The sequence below is a fragment of the Brevundimonas sp. Root1279 genome, from assembly GCF_001425945.1.
GTDB lineage: Bacteria > Pseudomonadota > Alphaproteobacteria > Caulobacterales > Caulobacteraceae > Brevundimonas.
On the sequence record NZ_LMEB01000010.1, the window covers coordinates 182255 to 199537 of the forward strand.

Below are 17283 nucleotides of genomic sequence, written 5' to 3' on the forward strand. Positions count from 1 at the left end.
TATCCCGGCCACGCCTGCCCGCAAGTCTAGCCGTTCTGGGCCGCCAGCCTCGGGCCGATCATCCACGGCGGCTCGGGCATGGCCCGGCGGGCGTGGACCTGCGCGCGGGTCCACTGGTCGTGCAGGTCGACGAAATAGGGGTCGTCAGCCTCGATCCGCCGTTCGTCGCCGACGATGGCGTCGCGGCGCAGGGTGAGCATGTCGAAGGGCGCCCCGACGCCCACGTTCGAGCGCATGGTCGTCGAGAAGGAGATCAGTCCCAGCTTCACCGCCTCCGACAGGCTTGAATCGTATTCCAGCCCGCTCTCCAGGATCGGCTTGCCGTATTTCAGCTCGCCGATCTGCAGATACGGCGTGTCGCGGCCGACCTCGATGAAATTGCCTTGGCTGTAGATCAGGTAGAGCCCCATCTCGCCGCCGGCGAGTTGGCCGCCCAGCAGCATGGAGGCCGAGGTGTTGAGGCTGTCCGCCTGCAGGCCCGGCGCGATCGCCATGCGCACGCTGCGCAGAGCATGGCCCAGCAGTTGGGCGCAACGAAACAGGGACGGCGCGGTCTCCAGCGTCTCGGCCGGTTCGCCGACGTTTAGGTGCACGCCCTCGCGCACCATGGCCAGGGCGGTCTGGGTGACCGACAGATTGCCCGCCGTGCAGACCCCGAGCACCCGCTCGCCGACCTTCTCGAAGATATGCATTTTCCGATAGGACGAGATGTTGTCGACACCCGCATTCGTGCGCGTGTCCGCGATCATCGCCAGGCCTTCCTCGACCAGCATGCCAACGCAATAGGTCATCGGGCGCGCCAACTCCGGTGCACATCGGTCATGGGCCGACGGTAGCTGATTCCCGCGGCGGCCATGTCGCAGTTTACGCCTGTTGTTGCCCCTGTTGCACCTCTGCATCACGAACATTGAGCCGAACGGCCAGTTGCTCGCCCCCGCCGCCATAGCTGGCGCCCCGCACGGGAGCCGCGCCGAGGTAGTCCAGGCCAGTCGCCACCCGCACATAGCGGTCGGTCGGACAGATGCCGTTGGCGGCGTCGAAACCGACCCAACCCAGGCCCTCGACCCAGGCTTCAGCCCAGGCGTGGGCGGCCTCTTGCTGATCCTGTCCGTCCAGCCGCAACAGGTGGCCGGAGACGTAACGCGCGGGCACGCCCATTTGTCGGGCGCAGGCGATGAAGACGTGGGCGTGGTCCTGGCAGACCCCCCGCCCCAGGGCCAACACCTCGGCCGCGGTGTGGGTCGGCGTGGTCACCCCGACCTCGAAGGCCACCGACCCGTGAATGGCCGCCATCAGCCGGTGCATCCGGTCCAGCGGCGGATGGGCCAGGAACTCCGAGGCGAAAACCGAGATCAGCTGGTCGCGCTTGGTCAGCTCGGTGTCGCGCAGGAAGACCAGCGGCGACAGCGTCTCCTGGTCGGCTGGCACGACGCCATGGGTGTCCGTGGTCGCCACCTCGCCCGACACCCGCACTGACAGGCTACGCGTCGGCTGCTCGGTGTAGAGGGTATGGACGATGTTGCCGAAGGCGTCCTCGGTCCGTCGCAGCCGGGCGTCGACATCGGTCTCGACGCGCCAGTGCCGCACCTGCTGCGCCTCGCTGGAGCGCGGCGTCATGCGCAGCACCTGGATGATGAACCGCGCGGCGCGGTGGTAGTCGTAGGTGGTGAGGTGGTCGATGCTGATGAGCATGGGTCAGGCCAGATACTGGTCGTGGATGGCCTGACCCAGGCGGCCGTTCTCGCCCAGGAACTCCTGGATGTACTCGTGCAGGCCGGACTGGAAGATGGCCTCGATGCGCGAGTGGTCGAACTGGCGCATCCGCTCGGCCGCCAGCCGCTGCGCCGGCCCGCGTCGGCCGTAGTCAGTGGCCAACCGCTCGAGGTAGCGGACGATCGAGGCCTGGCAGCTGGCCAGCGAGCGGGGCATCTGCCGGTTCAGCACCAGCAGATCAGCCACCAGCCATGGCTTGACGCTATCGCGGTAGACCCAGCGATAGGCCGTCAGGGCCGACACCTCGCGCAACAGGGTCGTCCACTGGAAATAGTCCAGCTGCCCGCCCACGCGCTCGCCCTCGGGCAGCAGCAGATTGTACTTCACGTCCAGCAGCCGGGCGGTGTTGTCGGCCCGCTCGATCGCCGCGCCCAGACGCAGGAAATAGTAGGCGTCATTACGCAGCATGGTCCGCGAGGTCGCGCCCTCGATGGCCAGGGTTGTGTTCTTGACCCATTCCAGGAAGCGGCCGAAGTCATCCCGGCGTGTCGGCTGCCCCTGCTCCGTTAGACCGTTCCAGGCCCCGTTCAGGGCCTCCCAGACCTCGACGGTCAGGGCGGTGCGCACCGAGCGCGCATTGGTCCGGGCGCGGGTGATGCAGGCGGTGATCGAGGACGGATTGTCCGGCGAGAAGGCCAGGTATTCGCGCACCGACTTCTCGGTCGGCGAGCGGCCGAGCGCGCGGGGCGCCCCGGCCGAGGCCAGGGCGCTGGCCCAGACCGTCTCGGCGTCGCCGTCGCCGCGCGTGGGGATGGCCGCCAGGCGGATCGTCGCCTCGAGGATGCGGGCGAGGAAGTCCGCCCGCTCCATGTAGCGGCCGGTCCAGTACAGGCTGTCTGCGGTACGGCTAAGCATCAGACGTCCAGCACCCAGGTGTCCTTGGTTCCGCCGCCCTGGCTGGAGTTGACCACCAGCGAACCGGGCTTCAGCGCCACGCGCGTCAGGCCGCCCGGGGCCACCTTCACCCCGTCGGGGCTGGACAGCACAAAGGGTCGCAGGTCGACGTGGCGCGACGCCAGCTGTCCCTTGTCCAGGGTCGGCGCGGTCGACAGTTGCAGCGTCGGCTGGGCGATAAAGGCTTCAGGGTCGGCGATCAGCTTCTTGCGGAAGGTCTCGATCTCGGTCTTCGACGCAGCCGGTCCGACCAGCATGCCGTAGCCGCCCGAGCCGCCGACCTCCTTGACCACCAGCTCGCCGAGGTTGGCCAGCACATATTTCAGCGCCTCCGGCTCGCGGCAGCGCCAAGTCGGGACGTTCTTCAGGATCGGCTCCTCGCCGGTGAAGAAGCGGATGATCTCGGGCATGTAGGTGTAGACGGCCTTGTCGTCCGCCACGCCGGTGCCGACCGCATTGGCCAGGGTCACCGTCCCCTCCTGATAGGCCGTCATCAGCCCCGGCACGCCGAGGGTCGAGTCCGGCCGGAAGGTCAACGGATCCAGGTAGTCGTCGTCGATGCGCCGGTAGATGACGTCGATCTGCTGGCGCCCCTCGGTCGTGCGCATGAAGACCTTGCCGTCGTCGACGAACAGGTCGCGGCCCTCGACCAGTTCGACCCCCAGCTTGTCTGCCAGGAAGCTGTGCTCATAGTAGGCCGAGTTGAACGGCCCCGGCGTCAGCACGACGATGGTCGGATCGCCCCCCGCCGCCTCGGGCGCGCAGGCCCGCAAGGACGCCAGCAGCATGTCGGCGTAGGTCTCGACGGGCCGCACCGGATAGTCGGCGAACAGGTCCGGGAAGAGCCGCATCATCATCTCGCGGTTCTCGAGCATGTAGCTGACCCCGCTCGGCGTGCGGGCGTTGTCCTCAAGGACGTAGAAACCGTCCTCGCCGGTGCGCACCAGGTCGACGCCGGCGATGTGGGTCCATACCCCGCGCGGCGGCCGGCGGCCCTGCATCTCCGGCACATAGTGGGGGTTGGTCAGGACCAGTTCGGCCGGGACGACGCCCGCCTTCAGACATTCCTGCCGGTCGTACACGTCGGCCAGGAACAGGTTCATGGCGGTGACCCGTTGGACCAGCCCGGCCTCCAGCGTCGCCCATTCCGCCGCGCCGATGATGCGCGGCACCACGTCGAACGGGATCAGCCGCTCGCTGGAGTCGGCGTCGCCATAGACGGCGAAGGTGATGCCCATGCGGCGGAAGAACAGCTCGGCCTGTCGTGAGCGCGCCTGCAGCAGGCCGTCTGGCGCGTCCGCCAGCCATTTGGCCAGGCCGCGATAGCTCCGACGGACCGCGCCCGTCCCGTCACCTGACATCTCGTCGAAGGCCATGCCGCTCCCTTGTCGGTAATGGATCACCGTGGCCCGGATGGCGGCGCCCGCGCAACTGCTATGTGTCGGATTCGCAAAGGCCGCTGACACCTTCGTGAGATCGCGTGAGATCAGGAACCGGCTCGGCGTCGGCCTGTTTTTCGGACCCCAACCCGTGGAGGCCGATCAATGCAGAACCCCTTCCGACACCAAGGTCCGGACGACCATCAGCGCGAAACCGACGAACGCCGCTGGGAAGCCCGCGACCAACGCTTCGACGAGAACCGGAGCTGGGGCTACGGCGGCGGCGACGGCGGCCGGACCGCCGAAGCCTATGGCCGTCACCAGGCCCAGGACCAGGAACGCTATCGCGCCCAGGCCCGCGGCGAGTGGTCGCCCGGCGGCCGGGAGCGCGACTTTGGCCGCGGCCAGCCGACCTATTCGGCCGACTACGGCTCGCAGCGCGACGACTGGTACGGTCAGGCCAGCCCGCGTCATGACGTCCGCGACCGCGAAATGAGCCGCCGCGACTTCGCCCAGAACGACTTCGGCTACCGCCAAGGCGGCGACTATGGCCGCTCCCAAGGCTACGGCCGCAGCGACTATCGCGGCTATTCCAGCCAGGGCTACACCCCCGGCGCCGACATCTGGCGCGGCGGCGGCCGGGACGTCGAGGGCCGCGGCCGCTCGCTCCACTCGCAGCACGACTTCGAGCCGGACTACCTGCACTGGCGCGAGCAGCAGCTGCAGAACCTCGACCGCGACTATGACGAATGGCGCCATGAGCGGCGGCAGAAGTTCTCCGCCGATTTCGACACCTGGCGGCAAAGTCGGCCGCGCACCGAAGCCTCCGGCGAGCCTCGAACGCCCGCCGACAACCCCATTGTCGGCGACGTCTCTGACGGCGGCGTCGGCAGTCAGCACGACGCCAAGAAACGCTGACCCCTCCCCCAGCGCCTTGACGTGACGAAAGGGCCCGGTGTTCGCACCGGGCCCTTTTTTACCGCGTCAAAGTCCTCGGCTAGTCCGCGTGGCCATCCGGAAGTCCATCCACCACCAGCATGCCGCCGGTATATCGCACGTCGTCGGTGACCTCCCGGACGGCGAACTCGGGCATCGGGTAGCGTTCCATGGCTTCGAGAGTCTCGAACTCGGCCTCGGCCATGATCAGGCCGCTCAACGCCCCCTCGAACACGTCCACGAAAACGTCCGCGCCATCGATTTTGCCGAGCGAGTGACGGGTCTTCTGCAGCGTGCGCCCCGGCAGGGTTGAGAGGAGCCGGTACTCCTGAGGCGAAAGGTAGATCGACGTCAGCAAGCGAACGGCCGGGGTGACATCCGCCTTCCGACCAAGGCGGAGCATCCGGGCGCCGCCGCCGACCGCGACGGCTTCGCGCAACCGGAGCTGTGTGCCCTCCACATACAAGTCTGTGTAAACCTCGGCGCTTACGACCCGCTCGAACGGCACGCTCTTGCAGAGCCAGCGTCTCTCGCGCTCCACCCATGCATATTTTGATTTGGGCCAACCCAGGGCGGCGGCCGTCGCTTGATCGATCTCGGACACAGGCATCCTCGTTGATAAGGTCAAGCCTAGAGGACGATAGACCCGCGTTCCATCCTCGGAGATCCGCCGGGGCATGGGCGACCCGGCGATAAGCCCTAGTTGCGCCGGTGGTGGAGCGCCCCCCCGTTCGTATTGGGTCATCCCTCTGCAAGCGCTCGACGAGGGCACGGGTAGGCAGCCTGCCCGGAGTTGCGACGTCTCAGGCAGGCTGCCGGACCCCCGGATATGCTCAGGCGGTCAGCGGCGGCCTCGGTTGGGGGGTCAGCCTTCCGCTGAGACCAGCTTCCCGGATAGGTGGTCCAGGGACAAGGCAGCCAAAGGTCCTAGTACCCCTGGCCGCGATCCCGCACTGCGTCCAAGCAAGGTCGTAGCTGGCGAACGCTCCTCTGTTGCGCCCGCCTTCTTGGCTGGACGTCGAGTCCGACGCCGCCATTCCACGACTTTTGCCTCACTCCCGCGGCGGAGCGTTCTTCACATAGGTGTCCAGCCAGCGGGTCATCTCCCACAGGGTGTGGCCCACCGACTCGCGCGCCCGATAGCCGTGGGCCTCGAGCGGCAGGACGACGTAGCGGACCTGCGCCCCATTGCCCTTCAACGCCGCATAGAACCGCTCCGACTGCACCGGGAAGGTGCCCGAGTTGTCGTCCGCCTCGCCGTGGATCAGCAGGATGGGCTCGTTGACCTTGTTGGCGTAGGTGAAGGGCGACATCTCCGTATAGGTCTCGGTCGCCTCCCAGTAGCTGCGCTGCTCGGCCTGGAAGCCGAATGGGGTCAGGGTGCGGTTGTAGGCGCCCGACCGGGCGATGCCGGTGCGGAAAAGATCGGTGTGAGCCAGCAGGTTGGCGGTCATGAAGGCGCCGTAGCTGTGCCCGCCGACGGCGATCCGGTCGCGGTCCGCCACGCCCATGCCGACCACCGCGTCGACCGCCGCCTGGGCGCTGGCCGACAGCTGCTCGATATAGGTGTCGTTCGGCTCGACCCCGTTGGCGCCGACGATCGGCATCGACGGGTCGTCCAGCACCGCATAGCCCTGGGTCAGCAGGAACAGGTGGCTGGAGCCGCCCGGGCGCACGAAGCGGTTGGCCGTATCGACCACCTGCCCGGCCACGGCGGCGTCCGTGAACTCGGCCGGATAGGCCCACATCACCAGCGGCAGCGGCCCATCACGGTCCTTGTCGTAGCCGGCGGGCAGATACAGCGTGCCGGACAGTTGGACCCCGTCGTTGCGGGTGTAGGTGATCAGCTGGCGCGTCACCCCGGCCAGTTGCGGGGCCGGGTCCGGGAAGGCGGTCAGGGCCGTCGCCTGGCCGTCCAGGTCGCGCACCTGCAGGTTCGGCGGCGCGTCGCGGGTCTCCCGGCGGGTGACCAGCTTGCGGGCGCCGTCGTCCAGCACGCCGACGATGCTCTCGTACTCGCCGGTGGCCGAGGTCCACAGCCGCTCCGACTGGCCGGTCTCCAGGTCCATGGCGGCCAGGAAGGGATACTCGCCCTCGCGCGTCGCCCCCGGTCCGCTCATCAGCACCCGGCCGTCGGCGGCGAAGCGCACCACCGGGAAGCCGGCCGCGTTGGGCTCGGTCACCGGGAAACCGGGGTCGTTGTAGCGGTCCTGATAGTTGCGCTCGATCAGCACCCGGCCCTGCCCCGGATGCGACGGGTCGACGACGTAGCGGGTCTCGTGGCGGTTGTTGAACCAGCGGCTGGTGACCAGTGCGGTGTCGGCGTCGCCCCACGACACCCCCGCATAGCGTTCCTTCAGGTCGACCAGCGGGGTCGGGGCGGCCGTGAACGGCGCCGCCTGCAGGAAGACGCGGTCGCGCACCTCGGCCGGGGTGCGCGGATCGCCGCCGTCCTGGGCCTCGGCCCAGACCAGGGTCGCCGGAGCGTCGGCCCGCCACTGCACCGAGCGCGGGCCGGCGGCCACGGCGTCGAACGGCGTCGGGATGTCGTCGCGCAGCGGCAGGTCGGCGATCCGCTTCACCTCGCGGCCCTGCAGGTCGACGACCGAGACCTCGGCCGGGAACAGCGCCGCCGGCACGACATAGGAGTACGGCCGCTTGGCCTTGGTGGTCAGGACATAGCGCCCGTCCGGGGACACGCCTGCGCCCAGGTAGACGCCCGGCGCGCCCAGCGTCCGCGCCCGGCCGTTCAGCGGCACATGGGTCAGCTGCGAGGTGAAGTAGTGGTCGAACAGGGCCTCGTCGCCGGCGTCCGCCAGCAGGTCCTGATAGGTCCGCACCGGCGCCGAGCGGCCCATGCTCTCGGCCACGGTCGGTCCGGTCGGCGGGCGGGTCACGTCCGGCGCGGCGCCGCGGCCCTCAGGCACCATCCGCACCACCAGCCCGGCGCTGTCCGGGGTCCAGTCATAGCCGGCGCCGGTCGTCGCGTTGACGCGGGCGTCGGTCAGCTTGCGCGCCCGGGCGGTGGCGACGTCGACCACCCACAGCTCCAGCCCGGTCGGGGCGTCCATCAGCAGGGCCAGCGACTTGCCGTCCGGCGACCAGCTGGTCGAGGTGAAGCGCGCGCCGGCCGGCAGTTGCACCGCCCGCGCCGGACCGCCCGCCACCGGCTGGAAGCTGAGCCCGGTCAGCCAGGCGACGCGGCTGTTGGCCTGGCCGTTGTTGCGCGGATTGATGCGATAGCCGCCCAGCCGCAGCATCGGCTCGGCCAGCTCGGCGATCGGCGGCAGGTTGGCGCGGTCGTACAGCGCCAGCGTCCCACGGTCGGGGCTCAGGCTGGCGGTCGGCGTCGGCTTGGCGTCCAGAATGTCCGCGATCGGCGCCGGCGGCTGCTGGTAGGTCGTTCCCTCCTGCGCCAGCACGGGGCCCCCCAGGGCGGCCAGAAGCACGAAGGCGGGCAGGGCCCGGCCGAGCAGACGATGACGCATGAGTTTCGATCCCCGATGACTCGCCCCCGATGGAGCGCGGGCACGCTAGGGGCCCAGCTTGACCGGGGTCAAGGACGCGAAGGCCGCACCGTCGTCGCGCCGGTCAGCGCATAGCAGCTGGCCCGCGTCGGCCGCCGCCCCTGAGGATCCCCATAGGCCGCCCGCACCGAACAGATATCCGCCACGCTCAGCTCGCCTTTCCAGCGCGCGGGGTTGCAGTAGTTCATGATCGAGGCCGCGTCGTAATAGGTCTCGTCCGCGACCACGGCCTCAGGCGTCCGCATCCGCGCCACGCACTCCGGCGCACGCGGGCTGACGTGGTCGTGGCTGAAGCCGAGAGCGTGGCCCAGCTCGTGCACCGCGTCGGCCTGGAAGCAGCCGTCCCGCCCGATGGTCCCGCGGCGCCCGCAGATGCGGTTGGTGACCAGGTATTCGGCGTTCAGGGTGATGGTCCCCCCGCGCACCAGATTGACACCCAGGTGGGTCGATGAGGCGAACAGCTCCGGATCATGGACGATGCGGATCGGGATGCGGCGGTTCGGCCCCGTGGTCGGGCTGTCCGCGCAGTCCAGGCGGATGTCGAAATCGACCTTCGCCACCGCTTCCCAGGTCGCGGCGGCGGCCATCACCTTGTCCCGCGCCCAGGCGTCATCCTCGGTCGGCGACGCGAAGCACATCGGCACCAGTCCGCCCGGCCAGACGTCGGCCTCGTCCGGCGGCGGAGCCAGCGGCGGCGGCGGCGGCGGCGGCGGTGGAGGGGGCGGCGGTGGAGGCGGCGGCACGTAGACGGGCGGCGGCTCCTGGAACAGCGAACAGGCCGCCATCGGCGCGGCGGCCCCGAGCACGGCGAGCAGGACGAGCAGGATCCGGATCAGCTTCATGCCCAGCGGGTCTCCGTAAGGGTCAGCTCCAGCTCCAGCCAGGCCGCCTGGGCCTCCGGACGACCGGCTTCGGGCGCCAGGTCCTCGGCCGAGACCGCGATGGTCGCCGCCCCGCCCTCATAGGCCAGCAGGTTCAGCACCTCCTCGCCGAAGCGGAAGGGCGCGATGTAGTCGCCACGATGGTGATGATGCTCGCCCGGTTCGGCCACGTGCACGAACGTCGGGGTCGAGCCCAGCGACCGCTCCCGCGCGCCCGCCGCCAGCCGGATCTCCAGCGAGCGGTCCGCCAGGTTCTCGCTGCGGGCGTAGGCGGCCTGCCCGATCCCGGCGATCATCAGGGTGTCGTCCGCTTCGCGCATGCGCGCCACGGCCTCCTCGGGCAGGGTCAGCCGCAACCGTCCCTCCCCCGGCGCGGCCTCGGCGCGAACCCGATACACCGTCTCCCCCAGCGGCTCGCGCCGGGTCGCCCCGGGCGGCCCCATCTCGGGGGCGTTGAACACCGGGAAGGGATAGAGCCGCTCGAAGCCGAAGCCGAGCGCCGCAATATCAAGCGTCGAGCTCACCGCCTGCGCCGCCGCCGGCTTCCCTTCGGTGTCGACATAGCCGGTCAGCGGCGTCGCCAGCCATTCGGCCGGATAGACCGACCGGTCCCGCATCGCCTGCCAGGTCGCCCAGACGCGGTCGATGTTGCAGTGGTGCAGCCAAAACATCGGGTCCGCCGTCGCCGTGGCCGGGTTCTTCATCAGCCCGCCGACGAGCTGATGGATGTGGTTGTGGGCATAGGCGTCGACCATGCCCGCGCCCTCCGGCAACCGGCCGCAGAAGGTCGTGAAGTCGTCCGACGCCAGATTGGCCGAGTACTCGGACGTGGCCCATCGCGCCGTGGCGAAGTCCAGCTCAGCCACCCCCTTCGCCCGGTTGCGCTCATACAGCGGCGAGGCGCTGTCGGTGATCCACGACGGCAGGAAACGATCCTCCTGCCAGTCCCAATAGGGCATGGCGAACGTCTCATGCCCGGTCAGATTGGCGATGATCTGCTCGAGGTGGAGAAGCTGCAGCCGGTGCCAGGGCAGGAAGAGGGCGTTGCCGTGCTGGGCCTCGCTGGCGTGCAGGCGGAACTGGCGCTGCCACGACAGGCCGTCCGAGCGGCGCTTCATGGCCCGCACGCCCTCGCCGAAGGCGACCACGTCGTCGCTGGTCGCGGTCAGGCTGGATACGCCGCGCCGCACGCGCTTGCCGGCCAAGGGAGAACTCTGGGCCGAGACCCCGCCTGCCGCCGCTGCTGCCAGCAAGGCTGCGCCGCACGCGAGCGCCGATCGCCGATCCAGTCTCATGCCCCTCAAGCCCCTCAGCCTTCGGCCGAACCCTTCACGACTCCGTCGGCGGTGTCGAGCCCGGGTCCTGCCCGCTGAACCGCGCCTTGCGCGCCGCCATCAGCGGAAGACCGTCCCCACCTTAAGAACGGCGAGAGCGTCCTCAAAGGCTGGCGGCACGGTACCTCCCAGAGGTAGCTTGGCGATCTCGGACTGGCTCATTCTCCTCGCCTTCACCACGAAGCTCTCGCCGGGTTCCGGTAAAGGACTTGCGGCGGGCCAAAGTACGAGCAGGTTCTCGTGCGGCGGTGGCATTGGGTAACGTGTTGCCAAGAATAGGTGGGTTCCGCCGTCGTCCGACCTAGTCCCTAAGATTTCATCCCCCACCCTCGTGAGTTCGAGCGGCGCAAGATCCACCAACGGGTCCAACATTTCCAAGTTCGACGTGGCCAACAAGCGAGCATCCTGTCGATCCTTGGCCTCATAGATCGTCACCGGCGGTTCATCGCGGATCTGAATCTCCACGCGCGAAACGCCTTTGGTGATAGCGGCGCTCATCAGCGCTTCAATTGCATGAGTAATGTTGCCATCCCTGAGCGCGCTGGCGCCGACCGAAATCTGAGTCGCGCTAAAACCCGGATTGTCAGCAACCAATCTCTGGACCTCGAGTGGTGAGGTACCGATTTTGCGGCGGAACATGTCAACCAACGCATACTTTCCACCAAAGATGATCGTGAAGATGTCGACCGCTGAGCCGATCAGATCACTTTCATTAATGAGCATTGAGCGAAGGTTTCCCAACGCCGCCTGGGCGATTGGAAGAACACTTTGCGCGGAAATCGCGTGGTGCAGTACGATCTCTAAGCTGACCTTTCGGGGAGCTACAACAAAGTAGAACTCAACCCTAGCGTTTAGCCCGATCTCGTTAGCAAACCACCGAAAACAATCGGACATAGCACTGGTGATCGCAGCGACTTTGGCCGGCGCGACATCTGGCACAGCGCCCGGGTGAGCGCCATGAAATCTGATTATCGTCAGTTCGTTCTTCAAGTTTAATCCTCGCCGTAACAGTCGCTTAGCCGCCTCCAGCGCAGCATTCGCCTGTACAGGTGCCTGGTGATTGTTCGTGCCAGACCACCCCTGATTCACAGAAGCCCGCAAGAGCGAGGGGCCGGGCCAGGTATCAAATCCGCCGGGCACTAGGTTGCGGGTGCCGCAGCTTCCTGACCGACAAAGCGAGCCTCGCGCGCCGCCTGCCACAGCTCGCGCGTCCCCTGCCGCGGCTGGTCGACGCCGAACACCGCCAGTTGGTCGACCCACACCTCCGACAGCTGCCGCACCGTGTCCGGGACCCAGCCCGCCGGCTGTTGCCGCGACCAGTTCAGCGGCGACACCGCATTGAACACCAGCAGAAACACCGTCGCTGTCAGGATGGTCCAGCTGGTCCAGCGCCGCTCGCGCGCCGCCACCCCCTCGTCGTCCAGCGGCGGGGCCGGCGGAAAGGCGAAGCGGCCCAGCGCCACCAGAGCGTTGTCGCGCGTCGGCAGGTCGTGGGCGTTGGCCGTCTCCATCCAGTCGCTGGGCGGATCGGCGGGCGTCTCCATTTCGAGCCCCAGCGGCGGGAACGGCGAGTCCCCGTTGTGGACCGGGAAGGGCCCGGGCGGTTCGTGATTGTCCCTGTCGTCGGTCATCGCGGGTCCAACGTCCTAGAACTGGAAATAGATGAAGGGGGCCACGCCCTCGGGCCGCACCGCCTCGACCAGCAGGATGGCCGCCCCGATCAGCAGGCCCAGGGTGATCGCCGGCGCGGTCTTCAGCCGTTCGGCCAGCCCCTCGACCGCCCGCGGCGGCAGCCAGTGCATGGCCAGTCCGGCGATGATCAGGCCGAGCAACAGCGGCGTCAGCATCTGCACCGGCCCGGCCCGCGTCAGCCCCTCCAGCATGGCCATGGCCAGCTCGAAACTCTCGGCCCGGAACAGGATCCAGCCCAGGCAGACGATGTGGAAGGTGACCAGCACCCCGATGGCCGGGTGGATCACGCGCCGGCCGCCGAACGCCTCGCGCCCCAGCCGCTCAATCACTTGCACTCCGCCGTGCAGCGCGCCCCAGGCCAGGAAGGTCAGGGCCGCCCCGTGCCACAGCCCGCCCAGCACCATGGTGATGAAGACGTTGACGCAGGAAGCGATCAGCCCCTTCCGTCCCCCGCCCAGCGGCACATACAGGTAGTCGCGCAGCCAGCTGGACAGGCTGATGTGCCAGCGCCGCCAGAACTGCTGCATCGAGCTGGCCCGGTACGGCTGGTCGAAATTGCGCGGGAAGGAGTAGCCCAGCAGGGCCGCCACCCCGATGGCGATGTCCGAATAGGCCGAGAAGTCGCAGTAGATCTGGATGGCGTAGCCATAGACTGCCGCGGCCACGTCGATCGCGCTGTAGGCGGACGGATCGAAGAACACCGGGTCGACCAGGTGGATCGACAGCTCCGAGGCGATCACCGTCTTCTTGAACAGGCCCCAGACGATCAGCAGCAGGCCGTGGGTGGCCATCTCGCGCGTCAGGCGCGGCGTCCGGTCGAATTGGGGCAGCAGATCCGAGGCCCGCACGATCGGTCCCGCCACCAGGTGCGGGAAGAAGCTCATCAGCAGCATGACGTCGAGCAGGCTCTTGGCCGGCGGCGTCTTTCCGCGGTGCACGTCGACGACGTAGCTGATGCCCTGGAAGGTGAAGAACGAAATCCCGACCGGCAGGACGATCTGCAGCAGCGGCAGGTCCCGCTCCCAACCGAACCGGGCCAGCAGCTCCCCGGCCTCCTGCACGAAGAAGCCGTAGTATTTGAAGAAGCCGAGGATCAGCAGATTGACCGCGACGCCCAGTCCGACCAGCCAGGCCCGCCGGGCCTCTGCCCCCTCCCGCTCCATCTTGCGCGCGATCAGGGCCGCGATGGCCCAGTTCAGCACCGCCGAGGCGATCAGCAGTCCGACGAAGCGCCAATCCCACTGGGCGTAGAAGAACCAACTGGCCAGCAGCAGGAACAGCTTGCGCCGCCCGTTCTCGCGATCCAGCGACCAGGCGACGAAATAGACGAACAGGAAGAAGACGCCGAAGGCGAGCGTGGGGAACAGCACTAGCGGATGCTCCCAGGGCCCTGGCTCGCCTTCCACGCGTCATAGGCCGCCAGCAGATCGTCGGCGAGGACGCCGCCGATCCAGTCGGCGCCGGCGGCGGTGAAATGCACCCGATCGCCGCGCATGAAGGGGTCGGCCCTCAAAGCCAGCCGGTCCGCCGAACAATCCCCGCCCATACGCCCGTGCCAGTCCCAGAACGCCACACCCAGCTCGGCGGCGACCCGGCGCTGCACGTCCCGCACCACCGCCAGATTGGCGGGCGGCGCGCGCAGGCCGTCGGCGGAACAGCCACCGCCGGACCCGGTGCGCAAGGCGTCCGGCGCGCCGAGGATCAGCACCGCCGCCCCATCCTTGCGCAGGCCCTCGACCTGATTGCGCAGCAGGGCCTCGAACACGACCGGGTCCAGCCCGTCGTCGAACCCGTCGTTGGTGCCGAAGGCGAGGATAGTCAGCACGGCGGACCCCGCGGACGGCAGGGCCGGCTTGCCGGTCGCAAAGCCGGTCAGGGTGGCCCCGACCTCGCCGGCCTCGATCAGGCGCACGCCCGGTGCGTCGATCGGCTCGGGGGCGTCCGCCGTCAGCATCGCGCCGTAGCCGAAACGCATCTGCAGCCGCGCGCGCAGCTTGCCGGAGATCTTGCCGCCCGCCGTGTGGCTGTCGCCCGCCTGCAGGATCAGCACCGGCGTCTTGCGCTCGCCGGCCTCGGTCGCCGCCAGGGCCTCGAACAGAGGCGTCAGCCCCGCTGAGCCGCACATGCCGCCCGGACAGATCGAAGTCCCCACCGGCCCGCGATCAAGGTCCGCATAGGCGACTTCTTGCGCCGCCGCGCCCGTTGCGGTCAGAACCCCCGCGAAAATGAGCGCCCCCGCCCGGTTCATCCTCAGACGGCCGGCGCCGCCGGACCGTCCAGTCCCGCATCGCGTTTCAGCCGGTCGGCGACCGGGCGGCTGATCCGCAGATAGCCGGCCATCGACATGTGGATGCCGTCGTTGGCCCGCATTAGGGTGCGGCGCCCCTCGTCGTTGGCCAGATAGGCCTCATACTCGCCGTTGCCGTTCGAGGTCGCCGATAAGGTCTCGATGAAGGGCACGTTCAGCGCCTTCATCCGCGCCTCGACCACCTCGTTGATCAGGCCCATGCGCGCATCGAAGCGCTCGCCCTTCATCCGCGGCAGGCCGACCCAGTAGACGGCCACATCGCGGCTGCGCAGCAGGGTCACCAGGTCGTCGATCCGCTTGCCGTAGGCGGCCTTCCAGCCGTCGCTCCCGAAGACGTGGATGGTCCCTTCCAGATTGATGCCCTGGGCGTCGTTGGTCCCGAACAGGATCACCGCCACGTCGATCGGCTGCTCGTCCAGCTGGCGGCGGGTCTTGGCCTGGATGTCCACGTAGTCGTAGCGCGACAGGCCGGTCGACACCTCGGAGAATTTACTGACGGTCACCTTCGGCTGATCGCGCAGGTCGCGGTACAGGCCCGCATACAGGCCGTCGGCCATGGAGTCGCCGAACACGCCGACACGCAGCCCGCCCTTAGCCAGCCGGTCGGGCAGCGGCGTCACCGCAGCCAGTACGGGCGCAGGGCTGGCGATCGGAACCGGGGCAGAGGCCGGGGCTCCCGACGCGGGCTGGACCGAGGCGTTGGCCTCGCCGCCCAGCATCACCGTCGGATTGCGCAGCCAGTGACGGCCGTCAGGGGTCAGGGCCAAGCCCGCGGCCACCCCGATCACGAAGACAAGCGTCAGTGCATTGATGCCGGCGCGCAACTCGCCCCCCAATGGCGAAGGTTAACCAGCTCGACCTTTTACCCTATCGGCGGTCTCTGGCTACCGCCCGCGCGCGCCAGGCGAAGAAAAAGGTTAACGGAGCTTGGCCGTTACGACCGATCCTGGCGCGGGGTGCCGCTACAGGCAGGCCGACGTCACGAGGCCGTCCGGCCGATTTCAGACGATTCAGACTATTCAGACTCTCTTTTTGCTCGGCAGGAGTCTGAACCCGTCGCTCGGCGCCGCGGGACTTGCCCCCGCCCTCCTCGCGCGTTACGGACGGGCAAGGCCGCTGATATTCATCAGACGGTGAAAAAACATGAGGAAGCGATGCGGAAGATCTTCCCCGACGCGAACGCCGCGCTGGAGGGCCTGACCTTCGACGGCATGACCGTCATGTCCGGCGGCTTCGGCCTGTGCGGCATCCCCGAGAAGCTGATCGCCGCCCTGCGCGACAGCGGCGCCAAGGGGATCACCGTCATCTCCAACAACGCGGGCGTCGACGGCTTCGGCCTCGGCCAGCTGCTGGAGACCAAGCAGATCGCCAAGATGATCTCGTCCTACGTCGGCGAAAACAAGGAGTTCGAGCGGCAGTACCTGGCCGGCGAGCTCCAGCTGGAGTTCAACCCGCAGGGCACTCTGGCCGAGCGCATCCGCGCCGGCGGCGCCGGCATCCCGGCCTTCTTCACCGCCACCGGCGTCGGCACCCTCGTCGCCGAGGGCAAGGAGGTCCGCAATTTCGGCGGCCGCGACTACGTCATGGAAACCGGCCTCGTCGCCGACCTGGCGATCGTCAAGGCCTGGAAGGCCGACGAGCGCGGCAACCTGGTCTTCCGCAAGACCGCCCGCAACTTCAATCCGATGATGGCCACGGCCGGCAAGGTCACCGTCGTCGAGGTCGAGGAGATCGTCCCCGTCGGCTCGATCGACCCCGACCAGATCCACACGCCGGGCATCTACGTCGACCGCATCGTCAAGACCGTGTCCGAAAAGCGCATCGAACAGCGCACGATCCGCACCCGGGAGACCGCATAATGGCCCGCACCCGCGAACAACTGGCCGAGCGCGCCGCCAAGGAGCTCCAGGACGGGTTCTATGTGAACCTGGGCATCGGCATCCCGACCCTGGTCGCCAACTACATCCCCGCCGGGATGGAAGTGACCCTGCAGTCCGAGAACGGCATGCTCGGCATGGGCCCCTTCCCCTACGATGAGGACGTCGACGCCGACCTGATCAACGCCGGCAAGCAGACCATCACCGAGATCCCCGAGAGCAGCTATTTCAGCTCCTCGGACAGCTTCGCCATGATCCGCGGCGGCCATATCAACCTGTCCATCCTGGGCGCCATGGAAGTGGCCGAGAACGGCGACATCGCCAACTGGATGATCCCGGGCAAGCTGGTGAAGGGCATGGGCGGCGCCATGGACCTGGTCGCCGGCGTCAAGCGCGTGGTCGTGGTCATGGATCACGCCAACAAGCACGGCCAGTCCAAGGTCCTGAAAGCCTGCACCCTGCCCCTGACCGGCACGGGCGTGGTCAGCCGCATCATCACCGACCTGTGCGTCTTTGACGTCAAGCCGAACGGCGCGGGCCTGGAGCTGATCGAACTGGCCGACGGCGTCACCCTGGACGAGGTCGCCGCCAAGACCGAGGCGACCTACACCGTCAGCCCGGCCCTGGCCGCCTAGGCTTTTCGCGCGGCGAGAGCTGCACCGTTGCCGACACGCTGAAGTCG

Annotated in this window: 16 protein-coding genes; 3 read left to right on the forward strand and 13 right to left on the reverse strand. The window is 68.4% G+C overall.

Annotated features, from left to right (window positions below; genetic code table 11):
• Window positions 1-26: 26 nt before the first annotated feature.
• The 4 genes from ASC65_RS16050 to ASC65_RS16065 form a co-directional block, all read right to left on the reverse strand.
• A complete protein-coding gene (locus tag ASC65_RS16050; RefSeq protein ID WP_056455533.1) occupies window positions 27-791 on the reverse strand; it encodes a hypothetical protein in 765 nt (254 codons plus the stop codon).
• A gap of 73 nt (window positions 792-864) precedes the next feature.
• Entirely contained in the window at window positions 865-1692 is an 828-nt protein-coding gene (locus ASC65_RS16055) for a transglutaminase family protein (RefSeq protein WP_056455535.1), read from the reverse strand.
• A gap of 3 nt (window positions 1693-1695) precedes the next feature.
• On the reverse strand, window positions 1696-2628 hold the full coding sequence (locus tag ASC65_RS16060) for an alpha-E domain-containing protein (protein ID WP_056455537.1): 933 nt from the start codon (window positions 2626-2628) through the stop codon (window positions 1696-1698).
• Window positions 2628-4043 carry a circularly permuted type 2 ATP-grasp protein gene (locus ASC65_RS16065; protein ID WP_056455538.1) on the reverse strand — a complete coding sequence of 472 codons (1416 nt, stop codon included), beginning with the start codon at window positions 4041-4043 and terminating at the stop codon, window positions 2628-2630. The genes ASC65_RS16060 and ASC65_RS16065 overlap by 1 nt, the downstream gene beginning before the upstream one ends.
• 168 nt (window positions 4044-4211) lie before the next feature.
• Between ASC65_RS16065 and ASC65_RS16070 the strand changes: the two genes are divergently transcribed.
• A complete protein-coding gene (locus ASC65_RS16070; protein WP_056455540.1) occupies window positions 4212-4964 on the forward strand; it encodes a hypothetical protein in 753 nt (250 codons plus the stop codon).
• Window positions 4965-5043: 79 nt separating this feature from the next.
• Here the strand turns inward: ASC65_RS16070 and ASC65_RS16075 are convergent, their stop codons facing one another.
• The 9 genes from ASC65_RS16075 to ASC65_RS16115 form a co-directional block, all read right to left on the reverse strand.
• Entirely contained in the window at window positions 5044-5586 is a 543-nt protein-coding gene (locus tag ASC65_RS16075; RefSeq protein ID WP_156459717.1) for a hypothetical protein, read from the reverse strand.
• A 448-nt stretch (window positions 5587-6034) separates the two neighbouring features.
• Complete coding sequence (locus tag ASC65_RS16080) at window positions 6035-8470, reverse strand: alpha/beta hydrolase family protein (RefSeq protein WP_056455544.1); 2436 nt, start codon at window positions 8468-8470, stop codon at window positions 6035-6037.
• 68 nt (window positions 8471-8538) lie between these two features.
• Window positions 8539-9351, reverse strand: a complete 813-nt coding sequence (locus ASC65_RS17275; protein WP_056455546.1) for a hypothetical protein — start codon at window positions 9349-9351, stop codon at window positions 8539-8541.
• Window positions 9348-10595, reverse strand: coding sequence for a tyrosinase family protein (locus ASC65_RS16090; protein ID WP_056455549.1), 1248 nt, complete (start codon window positions 10593-10595; stop codon window positions 9348-9350). Before ASC65_RS16090 ends, ASC65_RS17275 begins: the two co-directional genes overlap by 4 nt.
• A gap of 189 nt (window positions 10596-10784) precedes the next feature.
• Window positions 10785-11714 carry a hypothetical protein gene (locus ASC65_RS16095; RefSeq protein ID WP_156459720.1) on the reverse strand — a complete coding sequence of 310 codons (930 nt, stop codon included), beginning with the start codon at window positions 11712-11714 and terminating at the stop codon, window positions 10785-10787.
• A gap of 149 nt (window positions 11715-11863) precedes the next feature.
• The gene (locus ASC65_RS16100; protein WP_056455552.1) at window positions 11864-12355 is read right to left on the reverse strand and encodes a hypothetical protein; all 492 of its coding nucleotides are present in this window, start codon (window positions 12353-12355) and stop codon (window positions 11864-11866) included.
• A 15-nt stretch (window positions 12356-12370) separates the two neighbouring features.
• Complete coding sequence (locus ASC65_RS16105) at window positions 12371-13786, reverse strand: MBOAT family O-acyltransferase (protein ID WP_056455554.1); 1416 nt, start codon at window positions 13784-13786, stop codon at window positions 12371-12373.
• Window positions 13786-14568, reverse strand: a complete 783-nt coding sequence (locus ASC65_RS16110) for a GDSL-type esterase/lipase family protein (RefSeq protein WP_162245689.1) — start codon at window positions 14566-14568, stop codon at window positions 13786-13788. The genes ASC65_RS16105 and ASC65_RS16110 overlap by 1 nt, the downstream gene beginning before the upstream one ends.
• Window positions 14569-14666: 98 nt before the next feature.
• Entirely contained in the window at window positions 14667-15548 is an 882-nt protein-coding gene (locus ASC65_RS16115) for an SGNH/GDSL hydrolase family protein (RefSeq protein ID WP_056455558.1), read from the reverse strand.
• A 330-nt stretch (window positions 15549-15878) separates the two neighbouring features.
• Here ASC65_RS16115 and ASC65_RS16120 point away from each other — a divergent pair, with 330 nt between their 5' ends.
• The gene (locus ASC65_RS16120) at window positions 15879-16583 is read left to right on the forward strand and encodes a CoA transferase subunit A (RefSeq protein ID WP_056455560.1); all 705 of its coding nucleotides are present in this window, start codon (window positions 15879-15881) and stop codon (window positions 16581-16583) included.
• Window positions 16583-17236 carry a 3-oxoacid CoA-transferase subunit B gene (locus tag ASC65_RS16125; RefSeq protein WP_056455563.1) on the forward strand — a complete coding sequence of 218 codons (654 nt, stop codon included), beginning with the start codon at window positions 16583-16585 and terminating at the stop codon, window positions 17234-17236. Before ASC65_RS16120 ends, ASC65_RS16125 begins: the two co-directional genes overlap by 1 nt.
• The last annotated feature ends 47 nt before the right edge of the window (window positions 17237-17283 follow it).